Source organism: Halobacterium sp. KA-6, from assembly GCF_021029015.1.
Taxonomy (GTDB): Archaea; Halobacteriota; Halobacteria; order Halobacteriales; family Halobacteriaceae; genus Halobacterium.
On sequence record NZ_JAJJZH010000002.1, the window covers coordinates 17881 to 37956 of the forward strand.

The following is a 20076-nucleotide window of genomic DNA, read 5'->3' on the forward strand; positions in this document are numbered from 1 at the left end:
TCAGTCTAGTGGCTCGACCGTGTCGCCAGGGCGAATCACGCCCGTTTCGAGGACGTCGGCCCGGAGGCCGCCGCGGTGGGCGAGTGCGTCGAGGACGTCTTCTCCGAGCAGGTCTTGCAGGTACCCGCAGGGTTCACACAGCCGGTGGCCCCGGCAGACGACGCTGCCGACGCGGAACCGCGTGCCGACGAGGTGGTTGAGTGCGACGTCGCGCGTGACGACGTTCCGGCGGTGCTCGCCGGGCGCGAGTTCGATGCCCGCCTCGCGCTCGATTGCCTCGACGGCTTCCGCCTCGATGAGCGTCAAATCGTAGCCGTCCTTTCGGTCCTCGTCTGCGTCCCACGTGACGAACGTCCCCGTTTTGATGTCGCTGAAGTAGCGGTCGCCGCGGAGGCCTCGTCCGGCGACGGCTTCGACGTCGCTGCGTTCGACCATCTCGACGCCGGCATCCGGCGCAGTATAAATTCGTTCGGCAGTGCCCACACCGTTCATACGCACCGAGTGGGCCTCCGAGGAGAAATACGTTCGCCGCGCGACCGTGTTACGCGAACGCGTCGAGGACGCCCTGTCCGTCCGTGAGGCCGAGTTCGGGGAGCGTCGCGCGCTCGGGATGGGGCATCAGTACCGCGACGGATTCGCGCTCGCCAAGGACACCTGCGACCGCGCCCGTGGAGCCGTTCGGGTTCGCGGCGTCGGTGACGTCGCCGTTTTCGTCGCAGTAGCGGAAGAGCACCCGGTTCTCGCTGACGAGGTCGTCGTAGCGCTCCTCGTCGATTTCGAAGCGCCCTTCGCCGTGCGCGATTGGGAGCGTGAGCACGTCGCCCTGGTCGTAGGCGGCCGTGAACGGCGTGTCGGCGTTCTCCACGCGGACGTTGACGTGCTCGCACTGGAAGCGTGCGCTCGCGTTCGTCGTGAACGCGCCCGGCGTGAGTTTCGACTCGCAGCCGATTTGCGCGCCGTTGCAGACGCCGAGGACGGGCACGCCGTCGTCGGCGAGGTCGCGTACCTCGTCCATAATCGGGGAGTGGGCGGCCATCGCGCCGGCGCGGAGGTAGTCGCCGTACGAGAAGCCGCCGGGGAGGACGACGCCCGTGGTGTCGGCGGGGAGGTCGTCCTCGTGCCAGACTATTTCGGCGTCGACGTCGAGCGCGGCGAGCGCGCGGACGGCGTCCCGGTCGCAGTTCGAGCCGCCGAAGCGGATAACGGAAACCGTCATTCTGCTGCTTCGACGGTTACGTCGTAGTCGTGAATTGTGGGGTTCGCGAGCAGGCGGTCGGCCATCTCGCCCGCGCGGGCGGCCGCTTCGTCGCTGTCAGCGGCGTCTAGGTCGATCTCGAAGCGGTCCGCCGACCGCAGGTCCCCGAGCTCGAAGCCGAGGCGTTCGAGGGCTTTCTGGGTGGTCTCGGCCTCCGGGTCGAGGACCCCGTGCTTGAGTCGGACCGTCACCGTCGCGGTGTAGGCGGTCATCGCGCTGATGTGTGCGTTCGTGGTCAAAGACTCTTTTGGAAGCGCACGAAGATACACGAACGTGTCTATTGTCGGCTGCGCCGATTCCTGCGCGAAGGACGCCGCTTATGTCCGACGACGCCCTGGGTGGGTGTATGCCGAAGCCGAACGGCAATCCAGAGACAGCAGCGACGACGAACGATCTGACCGAAATCACGGTCGTCGGAGCCGACCGCACGGGAATCGTCGCCGAAGTCACTGGACTGCTGTTCGAACACGGGGTCAACATCGAGGACATCGAGCAGACCGTCCGCGACGGCGTCTTCCGCATGACGCTGCTCGCCGACACCAGCCCTATCGACGACGCCGACGACCGCTGGGAGGCCGAGGACGAAGCCGAGCCCGCCGACCTCGCGGGCGACGCGACGACGCGCGCGGCGTTCCGTGAACGCCTCGCCGACATCGGCGACCAACTCGGCGTCGACGTCCGCGTACGCTTCCCCGACGAACGCGACGAAGGCGTCGCGGTCCTCGTCACCAAGGAAGACCACTGCCTGCGCGCGCTCCTCGACGCCGACTTCGACGCCGAAATTCGAGTGGTCATCGGGAACCACCCCGACCTCGAATCCGTCGCACGCGAGCACGACGTCCCGTTCTACGACGTCGGCGACGGCACCGGTACCCCCGACGAGGAGCGCCTGCTAGACCTGCTCGACGAGTACGACGTCGACCTTGTCGTGCTCGCGCGGTATATGCGCATCCTCAGCCCGGACGTCGTCTTCCGATACGCCGGCCGCATCATCAACATCCACCCGAGCCTGCTGCCCGCGTTCCCCGGCGCACAGGCCTACCGCCAAGCCGTCGAGGAGGGCGTCCGCGTCGCGGGCGTCACCGCCCACTACGTCACCACGGACCTCGACCAGGGCCCGATTCTCACACAGCGCGCGTTCGACGTGCCGCCGACGGCGACCGTCCAAGACGTCAAAGACCGCGGGCAGCCCCTCGAAGCCGACGCGCTCGTGGAAGCCGTCCGCGTCCACCTCGCGGGCGACGCGACGGTCCGCCGCGGTAGTGTTGAAGTCACCGGCGACCACCAGTTCGGGATGCCCGATGAAGCCAGCGCTGCCAACCCCGATCGGCCCGTCGACGCGCCGCCCGCCGACGACTGAAGCGAGCGCCTCCACTCGCTCGTACATCGTTCCGTCGTGCCAGGCCAATAGTGGTGTCAATTGTTTGTCTCGGTTGGATTGAGTACATTAGCGACCTGTTTGTGGTATTCCCAGATGGCGTTATATTGGTCGCGGGTGAATGGTAATTGTAGTGGGTAGTTCGAACCTTTTGGGCCCACTACCCCGAGTTTTGTGTCGTCACCCTGGATATCTCGGAAATGATCCCTTGACAATATGAACTCATCATCTAGCTGGTTACGATCACGTCTCGGAAGTTGAATTTCGTTGTTCGCTGCACGTTCAATCGTCTCTTCAAGCTTTTCGCGAGCCTCCTCAACTGTTCTACCGCCTGGCCCCTGTGTCGTCACGCCTAGCGCCTTTTCAATCTCAACATCACTTGGGTCAGGGCTATCAGATCTCACTCGAATGATGAGTGTGTCGAATTCACCGATCTGGTGCTTTCTCTCATCTAGGAGATCAAGCCCCGTTACTACATACTCGCCTTCGGAAAGATCTGAAGGGGTGAGTTTATGAACCGGGATGAGGCTTCGCTCCGGCACAGTCTGGGTGAGACTTACCGCCTGAACCAGCTCTGCAAACCGGCCTTTATCATGGCTCGAAACCCCGATGTTGACATTCCCAAGACGGTCGTTCGCGTGCCCAACAAGCTCGCGAGCCTGAAACATCACTTTTGGCTCGTAGAGGCGGTCAAGGATGTCCAAGACGCGTTTTCGCCCGTGAGAGGCTATGATGCTCATGACACCGCCACTTGCTATTCCGTTCGTAATCAGATCAGTTGCGGTGTCACCGATTAGATCCGATTTCATCACGAGCTGTCGAGCGGCATTTGCGAGTTTCATCGATGCGAGTGTCGACGCCGCCATTAGAAGCAAGTAGAAGAGTAGGTATCCGGTACCCCACCCGAAATCAAACGCATTCGCCTGATTCGAACCGTAGCTAGTCGGCAGATCAGATCTCATCTTCCGCTCTAAATCCGCGAGTATTTTTTCAATAGACGGAACCAGCGTGCGCCACGGATGAGCGATAATCTCACGAATGACTTTCTCAATTACTGGGACAATCTTGTTTGGGTTCGTGAGCAGGGTAATTGCCGTAGAAACTGTTTCTCCGAGCGACTCAATCGTATCATGGAACGCCTGTGCAAATCCTTTCGCACTCCCGTGATACCACGCACCGGGATGCCAGATCGTATCAATAAAAAGGTCCAGTACTTCTCCAGTAAGATTCACAGCGGAGTCAAGATTAAGCGTACCAATTGAGGGCGAATTAACAACCCGTTCTTGTGGAGCGGCAACAGCATTTACTCGTGTCGCATCCAACGAATGAGAAGTTGATGCAGGAAACGCAAGCATCGAAGACATCTGCTGGCGTGTCTGTGCTGTTGGCGACTCGCCTCTCGGAACTTCAAAATCACCGGTAAGCGAATTGTGGACGACGTTCTCGGCGATACGCTCTGGCGGTTTGTCGTCAAATGAATTTGTGGCCCGTGTAATCGAAACCGTGCCAGTGTACCGGCCTGGTTCGGCAGTTTCTGGAACGTCAATGCTAAATGTCCGATCGATTGCTTCTCCTGGGTTTAGAACCGTCTTCACATCAGCCCGTGGGTCGATGAAACCAGCGTTAGATGGTCCAGAGACAGTATATTCTAAGGAGACATTCCACGTTTCGGTCGAGCTGTTTGTAAAGCTAACATTTGCGTCTACTGTACCCCCAGGGTCAACCTCGGGAGGTTGATGGCTGATACCAAGAATCGAGATAATATCATCAGTATGGCTGTGTCGTTGATGGCGAAGCAGTTGATCAGTGCCTAACATACCAACTGCTCCGATAGAGGTACCGAGACCGAACAGGACGCTCCGACGGTTCCAGTAATCGTCCATACCCAATAATCCATGCTTAAGAATAACAATCGCACGGCCAACTATCACCGATAGGGAGCTACTCGCGTTAGCCGGAATCCCACTCGTCGCGGCGCTCGTCGGTCCCACGGGCTTCCACGAGCAAATCGTCCTGCGCTTCAAGGAGGTCCGTGGCGGTGACAATGCCGACGAGGTCGAGGCCGTCCGCGACTGGGAGGTGGTGGATGCCGTAGTCGAACATTCGCGCGGCCGCCGCGCTCACGGTCGCTGACGGCTCAACGGTAATCAAGGGCCGGGTCGCAGCCGCGTAGACGGGAATCTCGCTGAGTGGCCGGTCGTGCTCGTGGCCGGCCTGCATCACGTCGACTTTCGTGAGAATGCCTGCGGGGTTGCCGTCTTTTTCGACGACAACGCTGCCCGTGCCCTCATCGAGCATTTGCCCGACTGCGTCGCGGACGCTGTCGTCGGCGGCCGCCGCGAGTACGCCCGTGGACATTATCTCGCGCACCCGCATAGTTAATGGTTCACATACCACGGGCGTATCTCTTTCGCCCGCGTCGCTACGTCCGCTCGCTGTGCCGCACGTCGACCGCCATCCCGCGCGTCGCGTCGGCCATCGCGGGCCCGGGCATCGCTGCGCGCCCGATGGCGAACGCCTCGGGCCCCTCAACGACGACCTCGTCGCCGACCCGAATGTCGTCGTCAGCGTCAACGACGCCGGGCGCGAGCACGCTGCCCTCGGGGACGAACGCATCGATTTCCACACGCTTGGTCGGCGCGTCACTATCGACCCACTTGCGCGCACCGGCGAGCGTGAACGACAGCGTCCCATACTGGGGGACCAGCGCCGCCAACTGCTCGCCATCGCCGTCCAGCGCCTGCAGCTTCGGATACCGGCCCTGCACGGTGAGATCGTCGAACAACGCGTCGCCCGCGCCGTCCGCGATGAAGTAGTCGGCGACCGCGCGCAGCGTCGCCTTCTCGCGCTCCTCCACCCAAATCTTGGGCTCGCCCGCGAGCGCCGCGTTCAACTCGCCGAGGCTCTCGTCGGTCGTCGGGTGGTCCTCGACCGTGAACTCGAAGGGCACGTCGACCTGGCTGGCGACGCGCTCGCAGATATCGCGGTAGCCCTCCTCGGGGACGTGCGCGATGACGCGCGGGTAGTCCGTGCGGTCGATATACTGCTTCAGGACGCGCGCGACGAAGTCCTTCTCCTCCTCGCTCCACCGCCCCGTCACCACGCTGTCGTAGTGCTGGGCGGGGTAGGTGAGTTCGAGTTCCTGCGGGACGACACCGATGGGCGACGTCATCGAGACCATGTGCGCGCGGTAGTTGGCGGCGTCCTGGAACTGGCGGTGGCTCTGACTCTCGCTATACGGCTTCTTCGCCGAACACGGCACCAGCAGGAGGGGATGGCCGTCGAGGCGCTTCTGGTAGCGCGTGGTGACGCGCTCGGCGAAGCGCTGAATCTCGACGCGGCGGAGCGTGTCCTCGGTCGCCGAGAGCAACAGCGAGTCCCGCATGACGGGCGTGCGCTCCTCCAGGTAGCCGTACTGCTGGTCGAACTCGCGGAACGCCGCGGTGACCCACGCCTCGTGGCGTGCCTGCCCTTCAACGTAGTCGCGCAAGCGGCCGTCCCGAATCCGGCGGCGAACGCGGCCCAATTCGGCCTTCAGCGCGTTGACGTTGTGGTCGACGCAGTCCTCGCGGTCGAACGCCTCCACTGGCTGCTGGCACGCCGGGCACGAACACGGCAGTTCGTCCAAATCCTCGAGGTCGTAGGCGCCCTCGGTAGTGAGGTAGCGGCCCTGCGTTCCGCGAACGACGGCGCGGTCGGCATCCACGAGGTCGACGCCGGCGTACACGAGCACGGCGACGTTCCGCGGCGTCGCCACCCCGGAGAGGTAGAGCGCGGTGTCGTCGGGAATCGCCTCGCGCGTGTCGACGACGGCCTCCCGGAACGCCGCGCCGTGCCCGACGGTGCCGGGCGCTCCCGAGAGCACGTACGCGTCCGCGCCGTAGTCGTCGGCGGTCTGCGGGGAGACGACGGCCGCGCTCGGGAACTCCACGTCGAGGTAGTCGGGTGCGAACGACTCCTGGACTTCCTCGGCTGTGCCGGACGGGAAGCCGCGGTACGGCAGCACGGTCAACACGGACTCGTCGCCCTCGGGCGTGTCCTGTCGCTGGACCCACTCGCTGCCCGCGTCCTCGACGACGTCGTCCGCGAGCGTCGGCGTCGTCACCGACTCGGCGAGCCGGAGTTCGCCCACGCGCGCCGCGGCGTCGCGCGCGTGCACTTCGAAGTACTCGGTCATACACGCAGTTCGGGGCCGCGCGCCCAATTGCCTTGCCTTTCGCCGGGCCCCCGAGAGTCACTCCACGCGGTTCAACTCCACCACGAACGCGGCACCCCGCGGCTCCGCGTCCTCGACCCAGACGTCCCCGGCGTACTGGCGGACCAGCGTGTCCACGAGGTAGAGCCCGACGCCGCTCCCGCCGCTGTTCAGCCCCCGCTCGGCGCGGCCGAAGACGGCCTCCCTGCGTTTCTCCGGGAGCCCCGGACCGTTGTCCGCGATGCGGACGCGAACCGAGCCGTCGGTGGTCTGTGCCGACACGTCGACGCGGGGTTCGTCGGTGTCGTTGTGCTGGACGGCGTTGTTGAGGAGGTTCCGGAAGCCGGTGCCGAGGAGCGCGTTCGCCTCGACGCGCACTTCGGGAATCTCGCCGACCTCGAACGCGGCGTGCGGGTACGTTTCGCGGCAACTCTCGATAGTCTCGCGGAGGTGCTCCGAGAGCAATGTCGGCTCCAGGTCGGCCTCCGTCCCGGGTTTGAGCGCCTCCACGAAGTCTCGGAGCGTCTCCGTGAGGTCGATTGTGTGCTGGGTGGTGCGGAGGACGCGCTCCAGCATCGGCTCGCCGGCCTCGTCGACGTGTTCGCGGAGTTCGCCAGCCCAGCCGTTCGCGACGGCCATGTCGTTGCGGATGTCGTGGCGGACAATGCGGTTCACGAGCAGGAGTTCCTCGTTGCGCCGCGCGAGCGAGCGCTCGCTGGCGTCGAGTTCGTCGCCGAGGGGAGATGTACACCTGACGGGCGACGACGAACACGACGACGAGCGCGCCGAACAGGACGTCACCCCGGTCCAAGGAGTTCGTGAACCCGAGGTAGGAGACGACGCCCATCGTGGCGAGGAACGGGACGTACGGGACGGCGAGCTAGTGGAATTTGAAGTGGCGCGCATCACACACCTTCGGCGGCGCGCTGGCGTCGGGGTGGAGCGCGCCGAGCATGACCGCGAGGTCGCCGAGCAGCCAGAACAGCCCGAGTTCGTCGGCGGCGTAGCCGTCCCCGAATTCGAGTGCGATGAACGCGACGTCCCCGACCGCCCACGCGAACACGCCGCCGGCGACGAGGAGCAGCGACAGCCGCCGGCGACCGCGGGCGTTCATCGCGACGACGAGGCCGATGGACGCGACGACGATGTCGAGAACCGGGTAGGCGACGCTGAGCCAGGTTGCGAGCGCGGTGAGCGGGCTCGCCGCGATGAGCGGTTCGAGGCTGAAGTGCCAGCCGAGCGTGAGGAGCGCTGTCGCGATGACGAGGCCGTCGAGCGTGAAGCGGACGCGCGGTCGGGTGTCCCGGGGGTCGACGGCGAGCACGACGAAGCCCGCCGCGAGGAAGACGTACCCCGGGAGGTAGAAGACGTCGGCGAGGCCGGGGAACGGGACGTCGGCGGCGAGCACGCTGTAGGCCAGCCACGTGACTTCGCCGAGTGCCTCGAGCCAGAAGCCGACCGCGAGGAACTGCCAGCCGCGCCGCGTCTGCCCCGTCAGTTGCCGGACGAGGTAGGTGACGGCGAGTGCGGCCGCGACAGCGCCCGCGGCGACGACGACGTCCTGGAACACTTGCGACGTTCGCGGACCGCCGACCGAGTAGCGTATCCACGCGAACGAGACAGCCAGGAGGAGGCCCGCCGCGACCCACGCGAGCCGATATCGACGGGACCAGTCTGACGGAGGCGTCGCTGTGTCGCGTCGTTCGCCCCCATCGCTCTGTGCCCCAGCGTGGTCCGTCGGCTCCGGTGCCTCCGACGGCGAATTCATACTGTCGCCCTTCCACCCGGACTGGTATAAAACTACGACGGCGGCAGAATTCCTACTCGTCGTCCGCGGCGATGTCCACGGTGTCGACGTCGCCGGGCACGCGGTCGAGCGCGGTGTCCGGCCAGCCGCGGTGCGCGAGCGTGAACTCCGTCTCGGGGTTCGCTCCGGCGAGCGCGGCGACGCCGTCGGCGGCGGCTTCGTAGCCCGCGCGGTCCATCCGGTCGGGGGTTTCGGCGGTCAGCGGGTACGTCGTGGACAGCGAGCGCGGGTAGGGGCCGAACGGCGGGAGGACGTTCCACCAGTCGTCGAAGCGGTCGTTCCCCGAGCCCTCCGTGAGGAGGACGTCGCCCTCCGGGGAGAGGCGTTCGAGGCGACGGTGGTGACGTACGACCTCAGGGCGGCGCGCGCTGTCGGCGGACGTGTAGAAGAACGCGTCCTTGCTCGCGGGGTCCGTCTCTTCGAGTTGCTCGCTGTGGTCGAGGAGCGCGCGGAACCCGTCGAGAGTACGGGGGTGGGCGTGTGCGCGGGCTTCCACGAGTTCCATCAGGTTCCCGGATTTGATGGCCTGCTTGACGCGCCGGAGTTCGCCGAAGGAGACGTGGAGGTTGTGTTCGGCGAGCAGTTCCTCACGGGCGGCGTCGCCCATGCGCTCGACCTCGTCGGGCGTGTGCTCGGTGCAGACCGGGCACTCGCAGGGGAAGTAGTGGAGGCTGTCGAGGTGTTCGGTGCCGTGGACGGTGAGGTAGCGGTCGTCGCGGGCGTAGATGGCGTACGCCGCCGAGTCCAGCAGGTCGCAGCCCAGGGCTGCGGCGAGCGCGAACATCATCGGGTGGCCCGCGCCGAACAAGTGGACTGGCGCGTCCCGGCCGAGTCCGCGCTTCGCCGCGAGGACGGTCTCCGCGACGTCGTCGTAGCGGTACTGGTTCATCATCGGCACGACCGCACCCACGGGGAACAGGTCGAGGTCCGTGCCGTAGGCGTGACGCGCGGCCTCCTCGCGGAGGTCGGTGTACGTCGCGCCCTGTACGGGCGCGTTCACGAGCATGTCGCCGACGTCGACGGTCTCCGCGAGTTCGAGGCGCTCCTGGGTAGTCGCGAGTTCCTCCTCGGCCTGCTCGCGGCTGGCGTCCGGCGGCGTCGGGATGTCCACGGGCGTCCCGATGTCGCTGCCGACGTCGTGCTGGAACTGCAGAATCTCCTCGGTGGTCGTGTCGATTTCGCCGTACTCGGCGAGCTGGAAACTCCCCGAGTCCGTCATGATGGCGCCGTCGAAGCCCAGCATCTCGTGGAGGCCCTCGTCGAGCGCGCGCTCGTGGAGGTCCGGGTCGTTGTTGATGATGTAGGAGTTCGTGATGAGCATCTCCGCGCCGAAGTCCGGGAACCGCGACGGTTCCACGGTTATCAGGTTCGGGTTGACGACCGGCATCAGCGTCGGCGTCTCCACGGTCACGCCCGCTCGCGGGACCTCCAACTCGCCGATGCGGGCCGCGCCGTCCTGCGCGGTCACCTCGAAGACCTCTCTCATTACTCGTGGGTAGCCAGCGGCGGCGCGTAAGGGTTTCTTTGTGCTACTCGCTGGTCTCGACGTAGAACACGCGCTCGCGGGGGATGCGGCGGACGGTGCGGCCGTCCTCGCTGGTCACGAGCCAGTGGCCGGTGTCGTCGTTGAACCCGAGATTCGAGTCGCTGGTCTGCCAGTCCGTGACCCCGCCCTCGGGGTCCTCGTAGACGATGACGCCCATACCAGGGCGTCGCGGCCGGCCACGATAAAGACGGCGGCCGGCTACCGCAGTTCGTAGTTCAGCACGCCGAGCGCGGTGCGCCCGTCCCGAATCTCCCCGCTTCGGACTTCTTCGAGCAGGTCGTCGTAGGGAGTCAGCGTCACGCGAATGGACTCGTTGAAGTCGAGGTCCTGCTCGCCGGTCGGCTGGCAGCCCTCCGCGACGAAGTAGTGGTGGACGGCGTCCGCGACGCCGTTGGTCGGCTCGAACTCCCCGAACTTCTCGACGGACTCTGCCACGTAGCCGGTTTCCTCGGTGAGTTCGCGGTGGGCGGCCGCCGCGAGGCCGGAGTCCTCGCTCTCGACGCCGCCCGCCGGCAGCCCACGATTCACGCGGCCGACGGCTTGCCGCCACTCCTCGATGAGCACGACGTCGCCGTCGGGCGTGAACGCCAGCAGGACGACTGCGGGGTCGTCGACGAGGTAGTCGAAGTCCGTCTCCGTGCCGTCCGGCAGCCGGACTTCCTCGTGGGCGATTTCGAATCCTGGGCACTCGTAGGCCACGCGACGGCTGGTCGTCTCCCACGCCAACGGGTCGGCCGGCGAATCCTCCTCAGTCACGGGCTTGGGTTCGCGCCGCGCGGAAAAAAGGCTGCCGCGACTGCTTCCCCAGTCGTTCAGAACAGCACGTCGACCTGCTCACGGGTCGAGTCTAGGCCCTCGGAGTTGTCCACGACGGCGTGCTCGCGTTCGATGCTGTCGAAGGACTCGCGGTACTGCTGGTGGATGGCGAAGTCCGCGTCGCTCTCGTCGTCCGACCGCTGACGGATGCGCTCTTCGACGACGGCCTCCTCGCACTCGACTTTCACGAGCGTCGCCGGCACCCCGAGGTCGTCCGCGGTGTTCTGGACGCTGTCTCGGAGGTCGCGGTGCTGGAAGGTCCCGTCGAGCACGACGCTATCCCCACCGCGGACGATTTCGGCCGCGCGCTCGAACAGTTCGTCGTAGACCGCGCGCATCTCGGCGTCCGTGTACTCGGGGTCCGGGAACAGGTCCGTCCGGACGACGTCGGTCCGCAACAGCTCCGCGTCGAGCAGTTCGGCCGCGTGCTCCGCGACGGTCGTCTTCCCCGCGCCCGGCAGCCCGCAGACCACCACGACGTGCGGCTGCTGTCCGGTGTTCGATACGTTCGCTGTGGCGCGCTCCCCGCTCACAGTAATCGACTGAAAAACGGCGCGCCCGGGATATGAACCTGTGGAATCCGCGCCGCGGCCGACCTACTGCAGTTCGACGCCGGGCTCGGTGCGGAACTCCTCGGCGCACGTCGCACAGAGCACGAGCTCCATCTCCGTCGGCTCGGTGGTGCCCTGCGTGAACCGGACTGTGTACCCCTCGACGTCTCCCCCGTCGCCGCAGTTCGTGCAGGCCATCTGGTCGCCTTACTACGTCGGTCCGCGAACCGTTCACGCATGATTTGTCAAGCCGTTTTACGTGGCGGCTCTCGGAGCACCCAGCAGGTCCGAGCGACCCACACCGACCCGATTCGACCCCGCGAAACTGTCGATAAACCACGGTTAAGCAGTCGTTAACACGGCGCTCGGAACTGGTAAGCGCGGCGCCATTTGGCGATGGAAGTTAAGTACGGTGAGCCGTTAGAGGCGCTAAGCACGGATTCGGCACGGGGGACAGTTCCACGCGCGACGGGTCACCGTCGCAGCCGTTCCGGTCGCGTGCAGCAAACACCATGAAGAAAATCACTATGTTCGAGATGCCCGACGACGACGAACGCGGCGTATCACCGGTTATAGGGGTCATCCTGATGGTCGCGATTACGGTCATCCTCGCCGCGGTCATCGCGAGTTTCGTCCTCGGCTTCGGCGACTCGGTCAGCGAGAACGTACAGGCAGGCGCAGACATCAGCCAGACGAACGACGGCAACGCGAGTGTGACGTGGATCAGTGAGGGGAACGCAGAGCGCCTGAATGTCTCTGTTTCGGGGGATACTTCAAATAATGCCACAGTCGGTGATAGTGGCAATTTGAACGACACAATCGACAGTGTCGGAAGCACAGTACGCGTCGAAGCAGATAGCGAGTCCGACGTTACGATTACAGTAACCGCAGTCGGCAGCGGCGGGTCGCGCACAGTCGTGACGCAGGAAGAAATCACGATTGGGACTGGCAGCTAACGCACCAATCTCCGCTCGGCTTTTCCGTTATTTGCTACGCCCGCTAGCCACGGCTCCGAACTGCTGACGTTCGGAAAGACACTCTCTTCTGAAAGCCAGAGCCAACGCTCGTCGGTTGGAAATGCGGGAAAAGTGGGCCGGCACGAATGTGATTCGCGGCGGCTCAAGACCTTCTCGCGTGCTGTACTGGCCGGGCGTGTGATGGCGTCAGTCATCGTTGAGGTCGAGGTTTTCGAGGTGGTTGCGGCGCTGTTCCATCTGCTGGCGGCGTCGGCGCCAGAGTTCCTCCGTCGAGGGCTTGTCGTAGTACTCTTCGATGACACCGACACCGGCGTTCACGCGCTGTGAGACGACTTCGATGGGGATGCCACAGTTGAGTTGCCACGTAATCGAGCCGGTGCGGACGTGGTGGGGCGCGCGGCTCGATGGGCACTTGCTCGCCTGGTCGCGCTCCGTCCAGTCGCAGGTCGGCCGGTCTTTCCCGTGTGGGCAGGTGCCGGCCGTACAGGGGAGCGTAGCGAGGTAACTCCAGACGCGAACGGTGTTGTCGGTAGGTCGGCCGTAGCGGCTGGCGAGAAGCGGCTGGCGGCCGTGCTCGTCGTGGACGTCGTAGCGGTGCTTGTTGATGTACTGCGAGACCGCGCGGGTCGCGGGTCTCGGGATGCCGACGGCGCGCTCGCCGTGGAGTTTGTTCTTCAGCGGCGTGCCGGTGCTCGGTCGGTGCCGGAATTCGAGGCAGTCGTGCTGGGCGTCGAAGTCGCGGACGTCGAGGGCGCGAATGCCGCCCTGGCGGGCGCCGGTGAACCACGCGAGTTCAAGGAAGACGTGGGCGCGAGTGCCGAACGTCGCCGGGTTGTTGCGGTGGAACTTGATGAGCGCGAGCGCCTGGTCGGTGTCGAGTTTCTTGTCGCTCGACCGCGCCTCTTCGGGGACGTCCGGGATGGGAACCTTCTCGGCGAGGTCGTCGTCGACGGCGCCGAGTTGCTCCAGGAACTCGCAGAACTTCTTCAGGGTGTACATCTCGCCCTCGACGGTGCTGGGGGCGACGTCGCCGCTGCGGATGTCGTAGTACTCGTTGATGTCGTAGGGCTGGAGGTCGCCGATGCGGGTGATGCCGACGGCCTCGCACCACTCGACGAACAGCTTCAGGCGGCCGTGGAAGCCCTGGACGCTCTTCTCGGTCGAGTCGGTGCGGCGGCGCCGTAGGTAGCGTTCTTTCGCTTCGCGTGGCGTCAGGTCGCTGGGGTCGCGACGGCGGCGTTCGGTCACGAGTAACTCGCCCCCTCGGCCAGCGCGTGGTTGCGCCGAGCCCTCGCGATGGCCAGCGACGTGGTCGCGGTCTCGAGCTCGCCGACCGACGTCAGGCTTGCTGCGCGCCACTCGTCAGCGGCGTTCCCGCGAGCGCTCATGGCTTCACCTTCCCGAGTTCGGACTGGTTCTCACCCGTGCGGCGGCTCGTCTCGGGCTGGACGTCGCGGAGGTCGTCGGCCCACGACTCCATGTGTTCCTTGACGGCCTCGACGCGGTGTTTCAGCGTCTCGACGTCAGGCGCTGTAATCGTTGTTTTCAGCGTGTCGCGGTCATCGGTCGACGTGCCGCGCGTGAGCTTCACCGTCGTCGAAAACGCATCTTCGCCGTCACTCATCGGCCTCGCCTCCGTAGCGCTGTTCGAGGCGCTCGACTTCCTGCAGGAACGCGTCGGCCTCCTTCAGCGTGAGGTCGCCTTCGTCGGCGAGCAGCCGCTTCAGAAGGTGGCGCGTCGACTTCGCTTCGAGGTCTTCGAGCGTCTCGAAGCCGTTGCGGATGGCAGTCTTCGTAAGGTCGTTCGGACGGCCGTACAGCAGGCTGACGGTGTCGGAGTGCGTCAACCCGGTGTCGACGTCCGAGAGTTCCGCGGTGAACTCGTCGAGCGTGTGTTCGGCGCCGCGCAGCGCCTCGATGCCGCGCTCGAACATCTCCCGCGTCACCTCGACGTCTTCCTCGTCGTCGTCGGGCGCGTCACTCATCGGGCTCACCCCGCTCGAAGGGGTCTGTACCGTCGAATGGCGATTTCTCGATTGCGCCCTCGGCAGGGTAGTACTCGATGCCCTCGACGCGGTGCCACGGGAAGGAGACGACCTCGTCGACGTTGCCCTCGTCGTCGTAGTTGACGGCGCGAACCACGTTCGCGCGCTCCGCGACGTGGTCCGTGCTGTAACTGTAGTCCTCGGTGATGATGATGGCCGGCCGGAGAGTCCTCACGTCGGTGGTCTCGTACTGCTGGACGACGCGAGGCGGGTGCGTCTCGTCGTCGCTCTCACTCATCGCGACCACCCTGAGAAGCGGCGTCGTGGTCGGAGCCAGCGCAACGAGCGCACTCACGGCAGAGTGAACGGCCGTCTTCGTTCAAGCCGTCGGGGCGGCACTGGCCGCACTCTTCACAGATGGCTTTTTCAGCGGGCGAGTCGTCTGGGCTGTTGCCGGGATGATGTCCCGGCTGCGCGGTTGCGATTGCGTGCATGGATTACCTCGCAAGACCGCGTTACGGGACGTGTATCAGCACGTCCCGGCCTTCTACGCCCAACAAGAGTCTTCACACAGCACCGACCAGCGGTCTCGTATCTACCCCCAAAGTAGGCCCTGTGCATAAATGTACGGGTCGTGCTTAGAAACGGACTTTGAGTTTTTTAGCACTACTATAATTTTGTCACACTATTCCGTACAAATAGGGTCAAAGCGTGCCTCTGCGAGAAGTATGACCATGCGGAAGTCGGCCGACTGGATGACGCTCTGGGACGACAGATTGCTCGAATGGGCGGAAGCCCACGACTCGGTATCAGCGCCGGACGTGAAGGACACAGAATATTTCAAGATTACCCGCCCGCACATTTCTCGTCGGCTTCGGAAACTCGCCGACCACGGGCTACTGAAGGAACTCGGGAATGGGGTCTACGTCATCACCGACGAGGGCGAGGCCTACCTGGAAGGCGAGCTGAACGCGAGCGAACTCTCGGAACAAACGAACGGGGAAGACACGGCAGAGGTGTAGCGATGGGCGTTCGGAAGAGTGCTCGCTGGATGAAGCAGGTCGACGACCGCATTCTCGAACACCTGGACGAGTCGGGGGAGTCGAAGCCGAGCATGATGGCGAAGCATCCGAGGTTTGACGACATGACGGTCTCAACGGGGCAAGTTCGCGACCGCTGTCGGGTGCTCGCAGCGGCGAATATGCTCGTGCGCGACGACCTCGGCTGGTTCGATATCACGCGGTGGGGACAACTGTACCTCAGCGGCGACCTCGACGCCGAGAATCAACCGGAACCGCACCGCCACGGCTGGAAGTGGTTCCATCAGACAGCGCTCCCGGAGCCGTAACTTCAGCGCCGGCTACGTGCTCGATTAGTAGCGTTGTTGGCCGTGTCCGAGGCCGTACCAGGCGATACTCGCGCCGGCTGCGGCGACGACGAACCCGATTGACATCTGCTCGAAGACCCACTGCGGCCAGACGTCGAAGGCCTGGCCGATTTGGTAGGCGGTCGATGACTGTGCATCGACCATTGTCCAAATCATGAATCCGCCGCCGAAAATCACCAGCATGATGCCCATCATCGCGAGGGCGTTCCCGGTTCTAAGATTCCCCATGCCCGCGCCTCTCAGGGGAGATTAAAATACGTTCTGACACGCCGGAAATATCGCTCTGTCAGAGCCACGGGACTTTTTCGCGAGCGCGTTGCTGCGCGGTGACGCTGTACTGGCCGAGGTAGTGTTCGCGGAAGGTGTCCCAGTCCTCCCAGCCGCCGTACTCCATGACGAGGCCGGGCTCAACCTCGCGCTCGCAGAGGAGCGTGCCCCAGGTACGCCGGAGGTCGTGGGGAGTGAGGTACGTCCAGCCGTCGTCGGGGTGCTCGGCGAGCTGGTCGGCGGCGGCGTCGACCCAGCGCTCGACGGTGCGCGTCGTCACGTCGACGAGCGGTTCGTCGTCGGCTTCGTCGCGGAGGTCGGCGAGCGTGCTGATTGTGGTGGCGAGGTCGCCCGGCAGCGGCGTCTCGCGGTACTTGTCGCCCTTCCCGTGCTCGACGCGCAGGAACGTGCCTGCGGGGCCATCAGTCACGTCTCGCGGCGTCACCTCCACAATCTCCTTGCAACGGAGGCCGCAGCGGAGGCCGAGGCCGAAGGCGATGCGCTTCTGGGTGTCGTCGGCGGTGTCGATGAATTCGTTGGCTTCCTCTTCGGTGAGCCAGACTTTGCGTCCGTCGTCGTCGTCGTGGTCTTCCATCTGCATGGTGTCGTTCTTTTCGAGAAATGCGACGAAACTCCTAGAATCTTTCCCCTATCGAGGCCGATTCGCGGGTGAAGTGGCGTGTTTCTGTCGGAGATTCCAGTGTTCTCCGACAGCGCCCGAGACTTCTTTTCAGGATGAAAGAGAAGAAACAGGCGCTAATTAGGATTCACCACGGCACGCTTTCGCCGTCGAGCGTGAGGTCCCGCTTGTGAATCTCGCCTGAGACGGCGTCAACAAAGACCTCGCGGAGAACGTCCTGACCGAGCAACGAACCCCCTGGACCGTCCGCCGCACACTGCTCAGCCACGTCGTTCGGCGACGGCCACTCCGACCAGCCGCTGGATAGTGGCTCACTACCGTCCTCAGCATGGAGGCGTACATCGCCCTCACTGTGTTTGACAAGGTAGTGCGTCATCGCCACGCCCTCCGCATATGCCAGTGGCCTACACCTGTGATGGAGCAGGAACTATTCCGATTTTGGAACTGGACCTCGTAGTTAACTCCTGCGGTCAACTCGACAAGAGCCGTCAACTGCGGGAACTTGTTACCCGACTGTGCACTGGCGCTACGGAGGCTTGGAGGGGCGAAGACGGTGTTACTGTTCGTTACGTCGTAAAGTCGCGTATCGAGTCTGTCGCCGTCGCTGAGGAACGCTACTCCTGCTCCTGCGGACACCCAGTACCACCCAGATTCAACGGGTGTGAACTGGTTGTTTGCGGCATCAAACTCCCCCAGTTCATCTTTATTCGGAGTCCCCCAGTCATGCGACACCCACGTCGCCGAGGGAATGTCGACCCCATTCACTCCACGAGTTGTGAGGAGAGTCGCTTCGGTGATTTCTGCATCGCCTGTACTTATCGCTGGGGCGTGGACGCCATCCTCGTCGAGCCGCACGGTCTCGCCGGACACGTGCTCGACGAGGACGGCGCCCGCTCCGTCGTCAGTCAGCCACCCGACGACGTCGCCATTCTCGTCGACGACGCCGAACTTCTCCATCGACGGCTGGCTGGTTGCTCTGTGCTTCGGTTCTCCCTGCTTGTCCTGGGTTTCGATGTAATCTTTTTCAGTCATGGGTTAAGTGAAATGTTGGGTCAGTCAGGGAATGAGGTGCCAGACTTGTCCCCAGCCGGCGTCGAGGGGCGTCCAGATGCCGAAGGCGTGGCTCACGGCGTCGTCAAGGGCGACGAGGCCGCCCACAAGTGCGACGCCGCGCCAGTACCACGGGTAGACAGCCCACATCCCGCCGGGCCACGCGACGCCCAGCAGGGCGAGCACGACGCCCGCCAGCGTCATCGCGGCGCCGGTCATCGGGTAGTACTTCCAGACGAGGAGGAAGCCGACGAGCGCGAACACGGCGCCGACCATCGCGAGCAGCGGTTCGCGGTTCGCGTAGTTGTCCGCGACCACCCACACGGCCAGCAGTACCGCGAGTAGGCCGGTAATTAGGTGGTGGACTGCGAGCACGGCGCCGTCTGGGATGGCTTCAGCTGGGAACGTCATTTCTCATCGAACCTCCCGTTGTCGTCACGTGGCTGGCTGTCCTCGCTCGTCGATTCCTCGGCGGGCTGCTGTTGCTGGGGTTGAGGCGCGGGCTGCTGGCGCGCGGGTCGCCGCGACCGCGCCGGCTCCCGTCGGCGTTCCTGCTTGCCCCAGATGAACTCGCGGACGGCGGTCAGGGTTTCGCGGCCGAACGCCCACGTCGTCGCGAGCAGGATGGTGACGCTGAACACGTCCCAGAGACGCCCCGGCACCTCGATGTCTGCGAGCATCGCGGCGGCGAGTACGCCGACCTGTGCGAGCACGACGAGGCCTGCGAGCAGGTCGTTCGTCCATCGCCACCGCGTTTTTGTCGAGGTCGTTTCTGCGTTGCCGGGTTGGTCACTCATTTGAATCACCGAATTCGAAGACGTCTCCGCCGTCGGTGCGGAGGCCTTCGCGGCGGAGTACGCGTTTGTTGCGGGTTGATCGGCGTGCGTTTTCTGCGACGGTCTCGATGAGGCCGTCGCTGTGCTGTTCGCCTTCGAGGGCGCGGCGGCTCCAGCGGGCGTCGCGGGCGGCCTGTCGGACGTATCGAAGCGCGCCGACAGCGCACAGTGCCGTGACGACCGTGGAGGCGGCCATGATGATGTCGGCTGGGGTCATCTAGGTGTAGTCCTCCCAGACGCCGCTAGCGCCGTCTGCTGCGTCTTCGAGGTAGTCGTCTGCCTGTGTCGAGAAGCCGAGCGGTGCGGCTTCCAGCGCGTCGACAGCGATTTTCAGGATGACGAGCATCAGTGCGAGGAACACGACGGCTTCGACCGCCGAAATCGGGTCAGTGTCCATTAGAGACCATCCCCCATGAGCGGCGTGCCGTTGTCAGTCTCGCCCGGGTCGCTCGGCGAGCTGTCGTCGTTGATACCGCTCCACTCCTCGAAGCGCTCGCGCGCCTGCTGGGGCTGCATCCGTGGGACGCCCACGAACGCGAGCGACGACGAGACGCCGCTCCCGACGACCGTCCAGCCGGTCGCCGTGTACAGGATGGCGCCGCCCGTCAGCGCCGTCACACCGCCGATAATGACTGCCTTCCCCGGATTCTCTTGTGCGTACTCGACGGTGTCGTGGCCCATGTCCGTCACGGGGTCGCGGGCCTTCTGGTAGAGTTCGGCGGTCGGGAGCGCCAGCACGCTCGCGGTCGTCGCAATCTGGTTCGCGAGGTCGCCGGCGAGGTCCGCGAACGCGTCCGGGAGGCTGCCGCTACCAGAGCTGTCGGGGAGGTTGTCGGGGTCGCCGATGAGTCCCCAGTCGGTGTTCGGCCCATCGTCGGACGAGCCGCCGTCGTCGCTGCTGGAGCCGTCGCCGGGCAGGTCGTCGATGGGCGCGGTCGGGTCCCAGACGTAGTCGGGAATCGGATCGACCGGCGCAGGGTCCTCGGTACCGTCGTTATCCTCAGTTGGGTAGTCGTCGGTCGGCGCGCCGGGCAGGTCGTCGTTACCGGTCGGGTTCTCATCCCCGGTTCCGGTCCCAGTGCCGGGCCCGGTCGGCGACGGCGAGTTGTCGCCCTCGCCGGTCTCGTCTTCGTCTGGCGGAACCCACGGGTCGGGTTCTGACGACGAGTCCGAGTTGCTGGTTTCCTCGTCGTCGGGTTGGACGTAGATGTCCGGGTTCGTGTACGTGTTCGGGTCGCTCTGCGGGTCCGAACTCGGGCTCGTGGCCGGACTGGAGCCACCGGACGGCAGCCCGCTACCGAACGCCAGCAGGCCCAGAAGCGCCAGTAGCGCCGCCCAGGCCATCTGCATTTTCTTCTTTCTATCCACCGTCGATACCTCCGTTCG

At 64.8% G+C, this 20076-nt stretch carries 31 protein-coding genes; 4 read left to right on the forward strand and 27 right to left on the reverse strand.

The annotated features are described in order from the left end of the window. From LPA46_RS04930 to purS, 3 genes are read right to left on the reverse strand one after another with little or no spacing between them, the layout of a single operon-like run. Complete coding sequence (locus LPA46_RS04930; protein WP_230891660.1) at window positions 1–492, reverse strand: MOSC domain-containing protein; 492 nt, start codon at window positions 490–492, stop codon at window positions 1–3. A gap of 49 nt (window positions 493–541) precedes the next feature. Further along, window positions 542–1216 carry a phosphoribosylformylglycinamidine synthase I gene (purQ, locus tag LPA46_RS04935; protein WP_230891661.1) on the reverse strand — a complete coding sequence of 225 codons (675 nt, stop codon included), beginning with the start codon at window positions 1214–1216 and terminating at the stop codon, window positions 542–544. Next, on the reverse strand, window positions 1213–1467 hold the full coding sequence (purS, locus tag LPA46_RS04940; protein WP_230891662.1) for a phosphoribosylformylglycinamidine synthase subunit PurS: 255 nt from the start codon (window positions 1465–1467) through the stop codon (window positions 1213–1215). Before purS ends, purQ begins: the two co-directional genes overlap by 4 nt. A gap of 134 nt (window positions 1468–1601) precedes the next feature. On the opposite strand from purS, the gene LPA46_RS04945 reads away from it, so the two are divergent. Continuing rightward, window positions 1602–2615, forward strand: a complete 1014-nt coding sequence (locus LPA46_RS04945; RefSeq protein ID WP_230891663.1) for a formyltetrahydrofolate deformylase — start codon at window positions 1602–1604, stop codon at window positions 2613–2615. Window positions 2616–2671: 56 nt separating this feature from the next. Here the strand turns inward: LPA46_RS04945 and LPA46_RS04950 are convergent, their stop codons facing one another. The 10 genes from LPA46_RS04950 to LPA46_RS04995 form a co-directional block, all read right to left on the reverse strand. After that, on the reverse strand, window positions 2672–4516 hold the full coding sequence (locus LPA46_RS04950) for a hypothetical protein (RefSeq protein ID WP_230891664.1): 1845 nt from the start codon (window positions 4514–4516) through the stop codon (window positions 2672–2674). A 67-nt stretch (window positions 4517–4583) separates the two neighbouring features. Further along, entirely contained in the window at window positions 4584–5009 is a 426-nt protein-coding gene (locus tag LPA46_RS04955; protein ID WP_230891665.1) for a CBS domain-containing protein, read from the reverse strand. Window positions 5010–5055: 46 nt separating this feature from the next. Further along, complete coding sequence (arcS, locus tag LPA46_RS04960) at window positions 5056–6810, reverse strand: archaeosine synthase subunit alpha (RefSeq protein WP_230891666.1); 1755 nt, start codon at window positions 6808–6810, stop codon at window positions 5056–5058. A gap of 57 nt (window positions 6811–6867) precedes the next feature. Then, complete coding sequence (locus LPA46_RS04965; protein WP_230891667.1) at window positions 6868–7629, reverse strand: sensor histidine kinase; 762 nt, start codon at window positions 7627–7629, stop codon at window positions 6868–6870. 79 nt (window positions 7630–7708) lie between these two features. Then, window positions 7709–8596, reverse strand: coding sequence for a hypothetical protein (locus LPA46_RS04970; protein WP_230891668.1), 888 nt, complete (start codon window positions 8594–8596; stop codon window positions 7709–7711). A 52-nt stretch (window positions 8597–8648) separates the two neighbouring features. Beyond that, complete coding sequence (gene tgtA, locus LPA46_RS04975; RefSeq protein WP_230891669.1) at window positions 8649–10121, reverse strand: tRNA guanosine(15) transglycosylase TgtA; 1473 nt, start codon at window positions 10119–10121, stop codon at window positions 8649–8651. A gap of 43 nt (window positions 10122–10164) precedes the next feature. Then, on the reverse strand, window positions 10165–10338 hold the full coding sequence (locus LPA46_RS04980) for a hypothetical protein (protein ID WP_230887987.1): 174 nt from the start codon (window positions 10336–10338) through the stop codon (window positions 10165–10167). Window positions 10339–10379: 41 nt separating this feature from the next. Next, window positions 10380–10937: an NUDIX hydrolase gene (locus tag LPA46_RS04985; RefSeq protein ID WP_230891670.1), complete on the reverse strand. Its 558-nt coding sequence runs from the start codon at window positions 10935–10937 to the stop codon at window positions 10380–10382. Window positions 10938–10993: 56 nt separating this feature from the next. Then, window positions 10994–11530 (reverse strand): AAA family ATPase, encoded by a 537-nt coding sequence (locus LPA46_RS04990; RefSeq protein WP_230891671.1) that lies wholly within the window; start codon window positions 11528–11530, stop codon window positions 10994–10996. Between the two features lie 63 nt (window positions 11531–11593). Next, entirely contained in the window at window positions 11594–11746 is a 153-nt protein-coding gene (locus LPA46_RS04995) for a hypothetical protein (protein WP_230891672.1), read from the reverse strand. Window positions 11747–12060: 314 nt separating this feature from the next. On the opposite strand from LPA46_RS04995, the gene LPA46_RS05000 reads away from it, so the two are divergent. After that, a complete protein-coding gene (locus tag LPA46_RS05000; RefSeq protein WP_230891673.1) occupies window positions 12061–12504 on the forward strand; it encodes a type IV pilin in 444 nt (147 codons plus the stop codon). A gap of 207 nt (window positions 12505–12711) precedes the next feature. Here LPA46_RS05000 and LPA46_RS05005 read toward each other — a convergent pair whose 3' ends face one another. From LPA46_RS05005 to LPA46_RS05025, 5 genes are read right to left on the reverse strand one after another with little or no spacing between them, the layout of a single operon-like run. Then, on the reverse strand, window positions 12712–13773 hold the full coding sequence (locus LPA46_RS05005) for a tyrosine-type recombinase/integrase (RefSeq protein ID WP_230891674.1): 1062 nt from the start codon (window positions 13771–13773) through the stop codon (window positions 12712–12714). Then, entirely contained in the window at window positions 13770–13913 is a 144-nt protein-coding gene (locus LPA46_RS05010; RefSeq protein WP_230891675.1) for a hypothetical protein, read from the reverse strand. The genes LPA46_RS05005 and LPA46_RS05010 overlap by 4 nt, the downstream gene beginning before the upstream one ends. Beyond that, the gene (locus LPA46_RS05015; protein ID WP_230891676.1) at window positions 13910–14149 is read right to left on the reverse strand and encodes a DUF7389 domain-containing protein; all 240 of its coding nucleotides are present in this window, start codon (window positions 14147–14149) and stop codon (window positions 13910–13912) included. Before LPA46_RS05015 ends, LPA46_RS05010 begins: the two co-directional genes overlap by 4 nt. After that, the gene (locus tag LPA46_RS05020; protein WP_230891677.1) at window positions 14142–14510 is read right to left on the reverse strand and encodes a hypothetical protein; all 369 of its coding nucleotides are present in this window, start codon (window positions 14508–14510) and stop codon (window positions 14142–14144) included. The genes LPA46_RS05015 and LPA46_RS05020 overlap by 8 nt, the downstream gene beginning before the upstream one ends. After that, entirely contained in the window at window positions 14503–14808 is a 306-nt protein-coding gene (locus LPA46_RS05025) for a hypothetical protein (RefSeq protein ID WP_230891678.1), read from the reverse strand. Before LPA46_RS05025 ends, LPA46_RS05020 begins: the two co-directional genes overlap by 8 nt. A gap of 436 nt (window positions 14809–15244) precedes the next feature. On the opposite strand from LPA46_RS05025, the gene LPA46_RS05030 reads away from it, so the two are divergent. Continuing rightward, window positions 15245–15532 (forward strand): hypothetical protein, encoded by a 288-nt coding sequence (locus LPA46_RS05030; RefSeq protein WP_230891679.1) that lies wholly within the window; start codon window positions 15245–15247, stop codon window positions 15530–15532. Between the two features lie 2 nt (window positions 15533–15534). After that, window positions 15535–15858 (forward strand): hypothetical protein, encoded by a 324-nt coding sequence (locus tag LPA46_RS05035; protein ID WP_230891680.1) that lies wholly within the window; start codon window positions 15535–15537, stop codon window positions 15856–15858. Between the two features lie 24 nt (window positions 15859–15882). Here LPA46_RS05035 and LPA46_RS05040 read toward each other — a convergent pair whose 3' ends face one another. The 9 genes from LPA46_RS05040 to LPA46_RS05080 form a co-directional block, all read right to left on the reverse strand. After that, window positions 15883–16125 carry a hypothetical protein gene (locus tag LPA46_RS05040; protein ID WP_230891681.1) on the reverse strand — a complete coding sequence of 81 codons (243 nt, stop codon included), beginning with the start codon at window positions 16123–16125 and terminating at the stop codon, window positions 15883–15885. Window positions 16126–16183: 58 nt separating this feature from the next. After that, the gene (locus LPA46_RS05045) at window positions 16184–16765 is read right to left on the reverse strand and encodes a tyrosine-type recombinase/integrase (RefSeq protein ID WP_230891682.1); all 582 of its coding nucleotides are present in this window, start codon (window positions 16763–16765) and stop codon (window positions 16184–16186) included. A gap of 166 nt (window positions 16766–16931) precedes the next feature. Next, window positions 16932–17180: a hypothetical protein gene (locus tag LPA46_RS05050; RefSeq protein ID WP_230891683.1), complete on the reverse strand. Its 249-nt coding sequence runs from the start codon at window positions 17178–17180 to the stop codon at window positions 16932–16934. Next, the gene (locus tag LPA46_RS05055; RefSeq protein ID WP_230891684.1) at window positions 17177–17836 is read right to left on the reverse strand and encodes a hypothetical protein; all 660 of its coding nucleotides are present in this window, start codon (window positions 17834–17836) and stop codon (window positions 17177–17179) included. Before LPA46_RS05055 ends, LPA46_RS05050 begins: the two co-directional genes overlap by 4 nt. Window positions 17837–17860: 24 nt before the next feature. After that, entirely contained in the window at window positions 17861–18265 is a 405-nt protein-coding gene (locus LPA46_RS05060; RefSeq protein ID WP_230891685.1) for a hypothetical protein, read from the reverse strand. Further along, on the reverse strand, window positions 18262–18651 hold the full coding sequence (locus LPA46_RS05065; protein ID WP_230891686.1) for a hypothetical protein: 390 nt from the start codon (window positions 18649–18651) through the stop codon (window positions 18262–18264). Before LPA46_RS05065 ends, LPA46_RS05060 begins: the two co-directional genes overlap by 4 nt. After that, complete coding sequence (locus LPA46_RS05070) at window positions 18644–18907, reverse strand: hypothetical protein (RefSeq protein WP_230891687.1); 264 nt, start codon at window positions 18905–18907, stop codon at window positions 18644–18646. Before LPA46_RS05070 ends, LPA46_RS05065 begins: the two co-directional genes overlap by 8 nt. Further along, window positions 18908–19087 carry a hypothetical protein gene (locus LPA46_RS05075; protein ID WP_230891688.1) on the reverse strand — a complete coding sequence of 60 codons (180 nt, stop codon included), beginning with the start codon at window positions 19085–19087 and terminating at the stop codon, window positions 18908–18910. After that, window positions 19087–20058 carry a hypothetical protein gene (locus tag LPA46_RS05080; protein ID WP_230891689.1) on the reverse strand — a complete coding sequence of 324 codons (972 nt, stop codon included), beginning with the start codon at window positions 20056–20058 and terminating at the stop codon, window positions 19087–19089. Before LPA46_RS05080 ends, LPA46_RS05075 begins: the two co-directional genes overlap by 1 nt. Window positions 20059–20076: the final 18 nt, after the last annotated feature.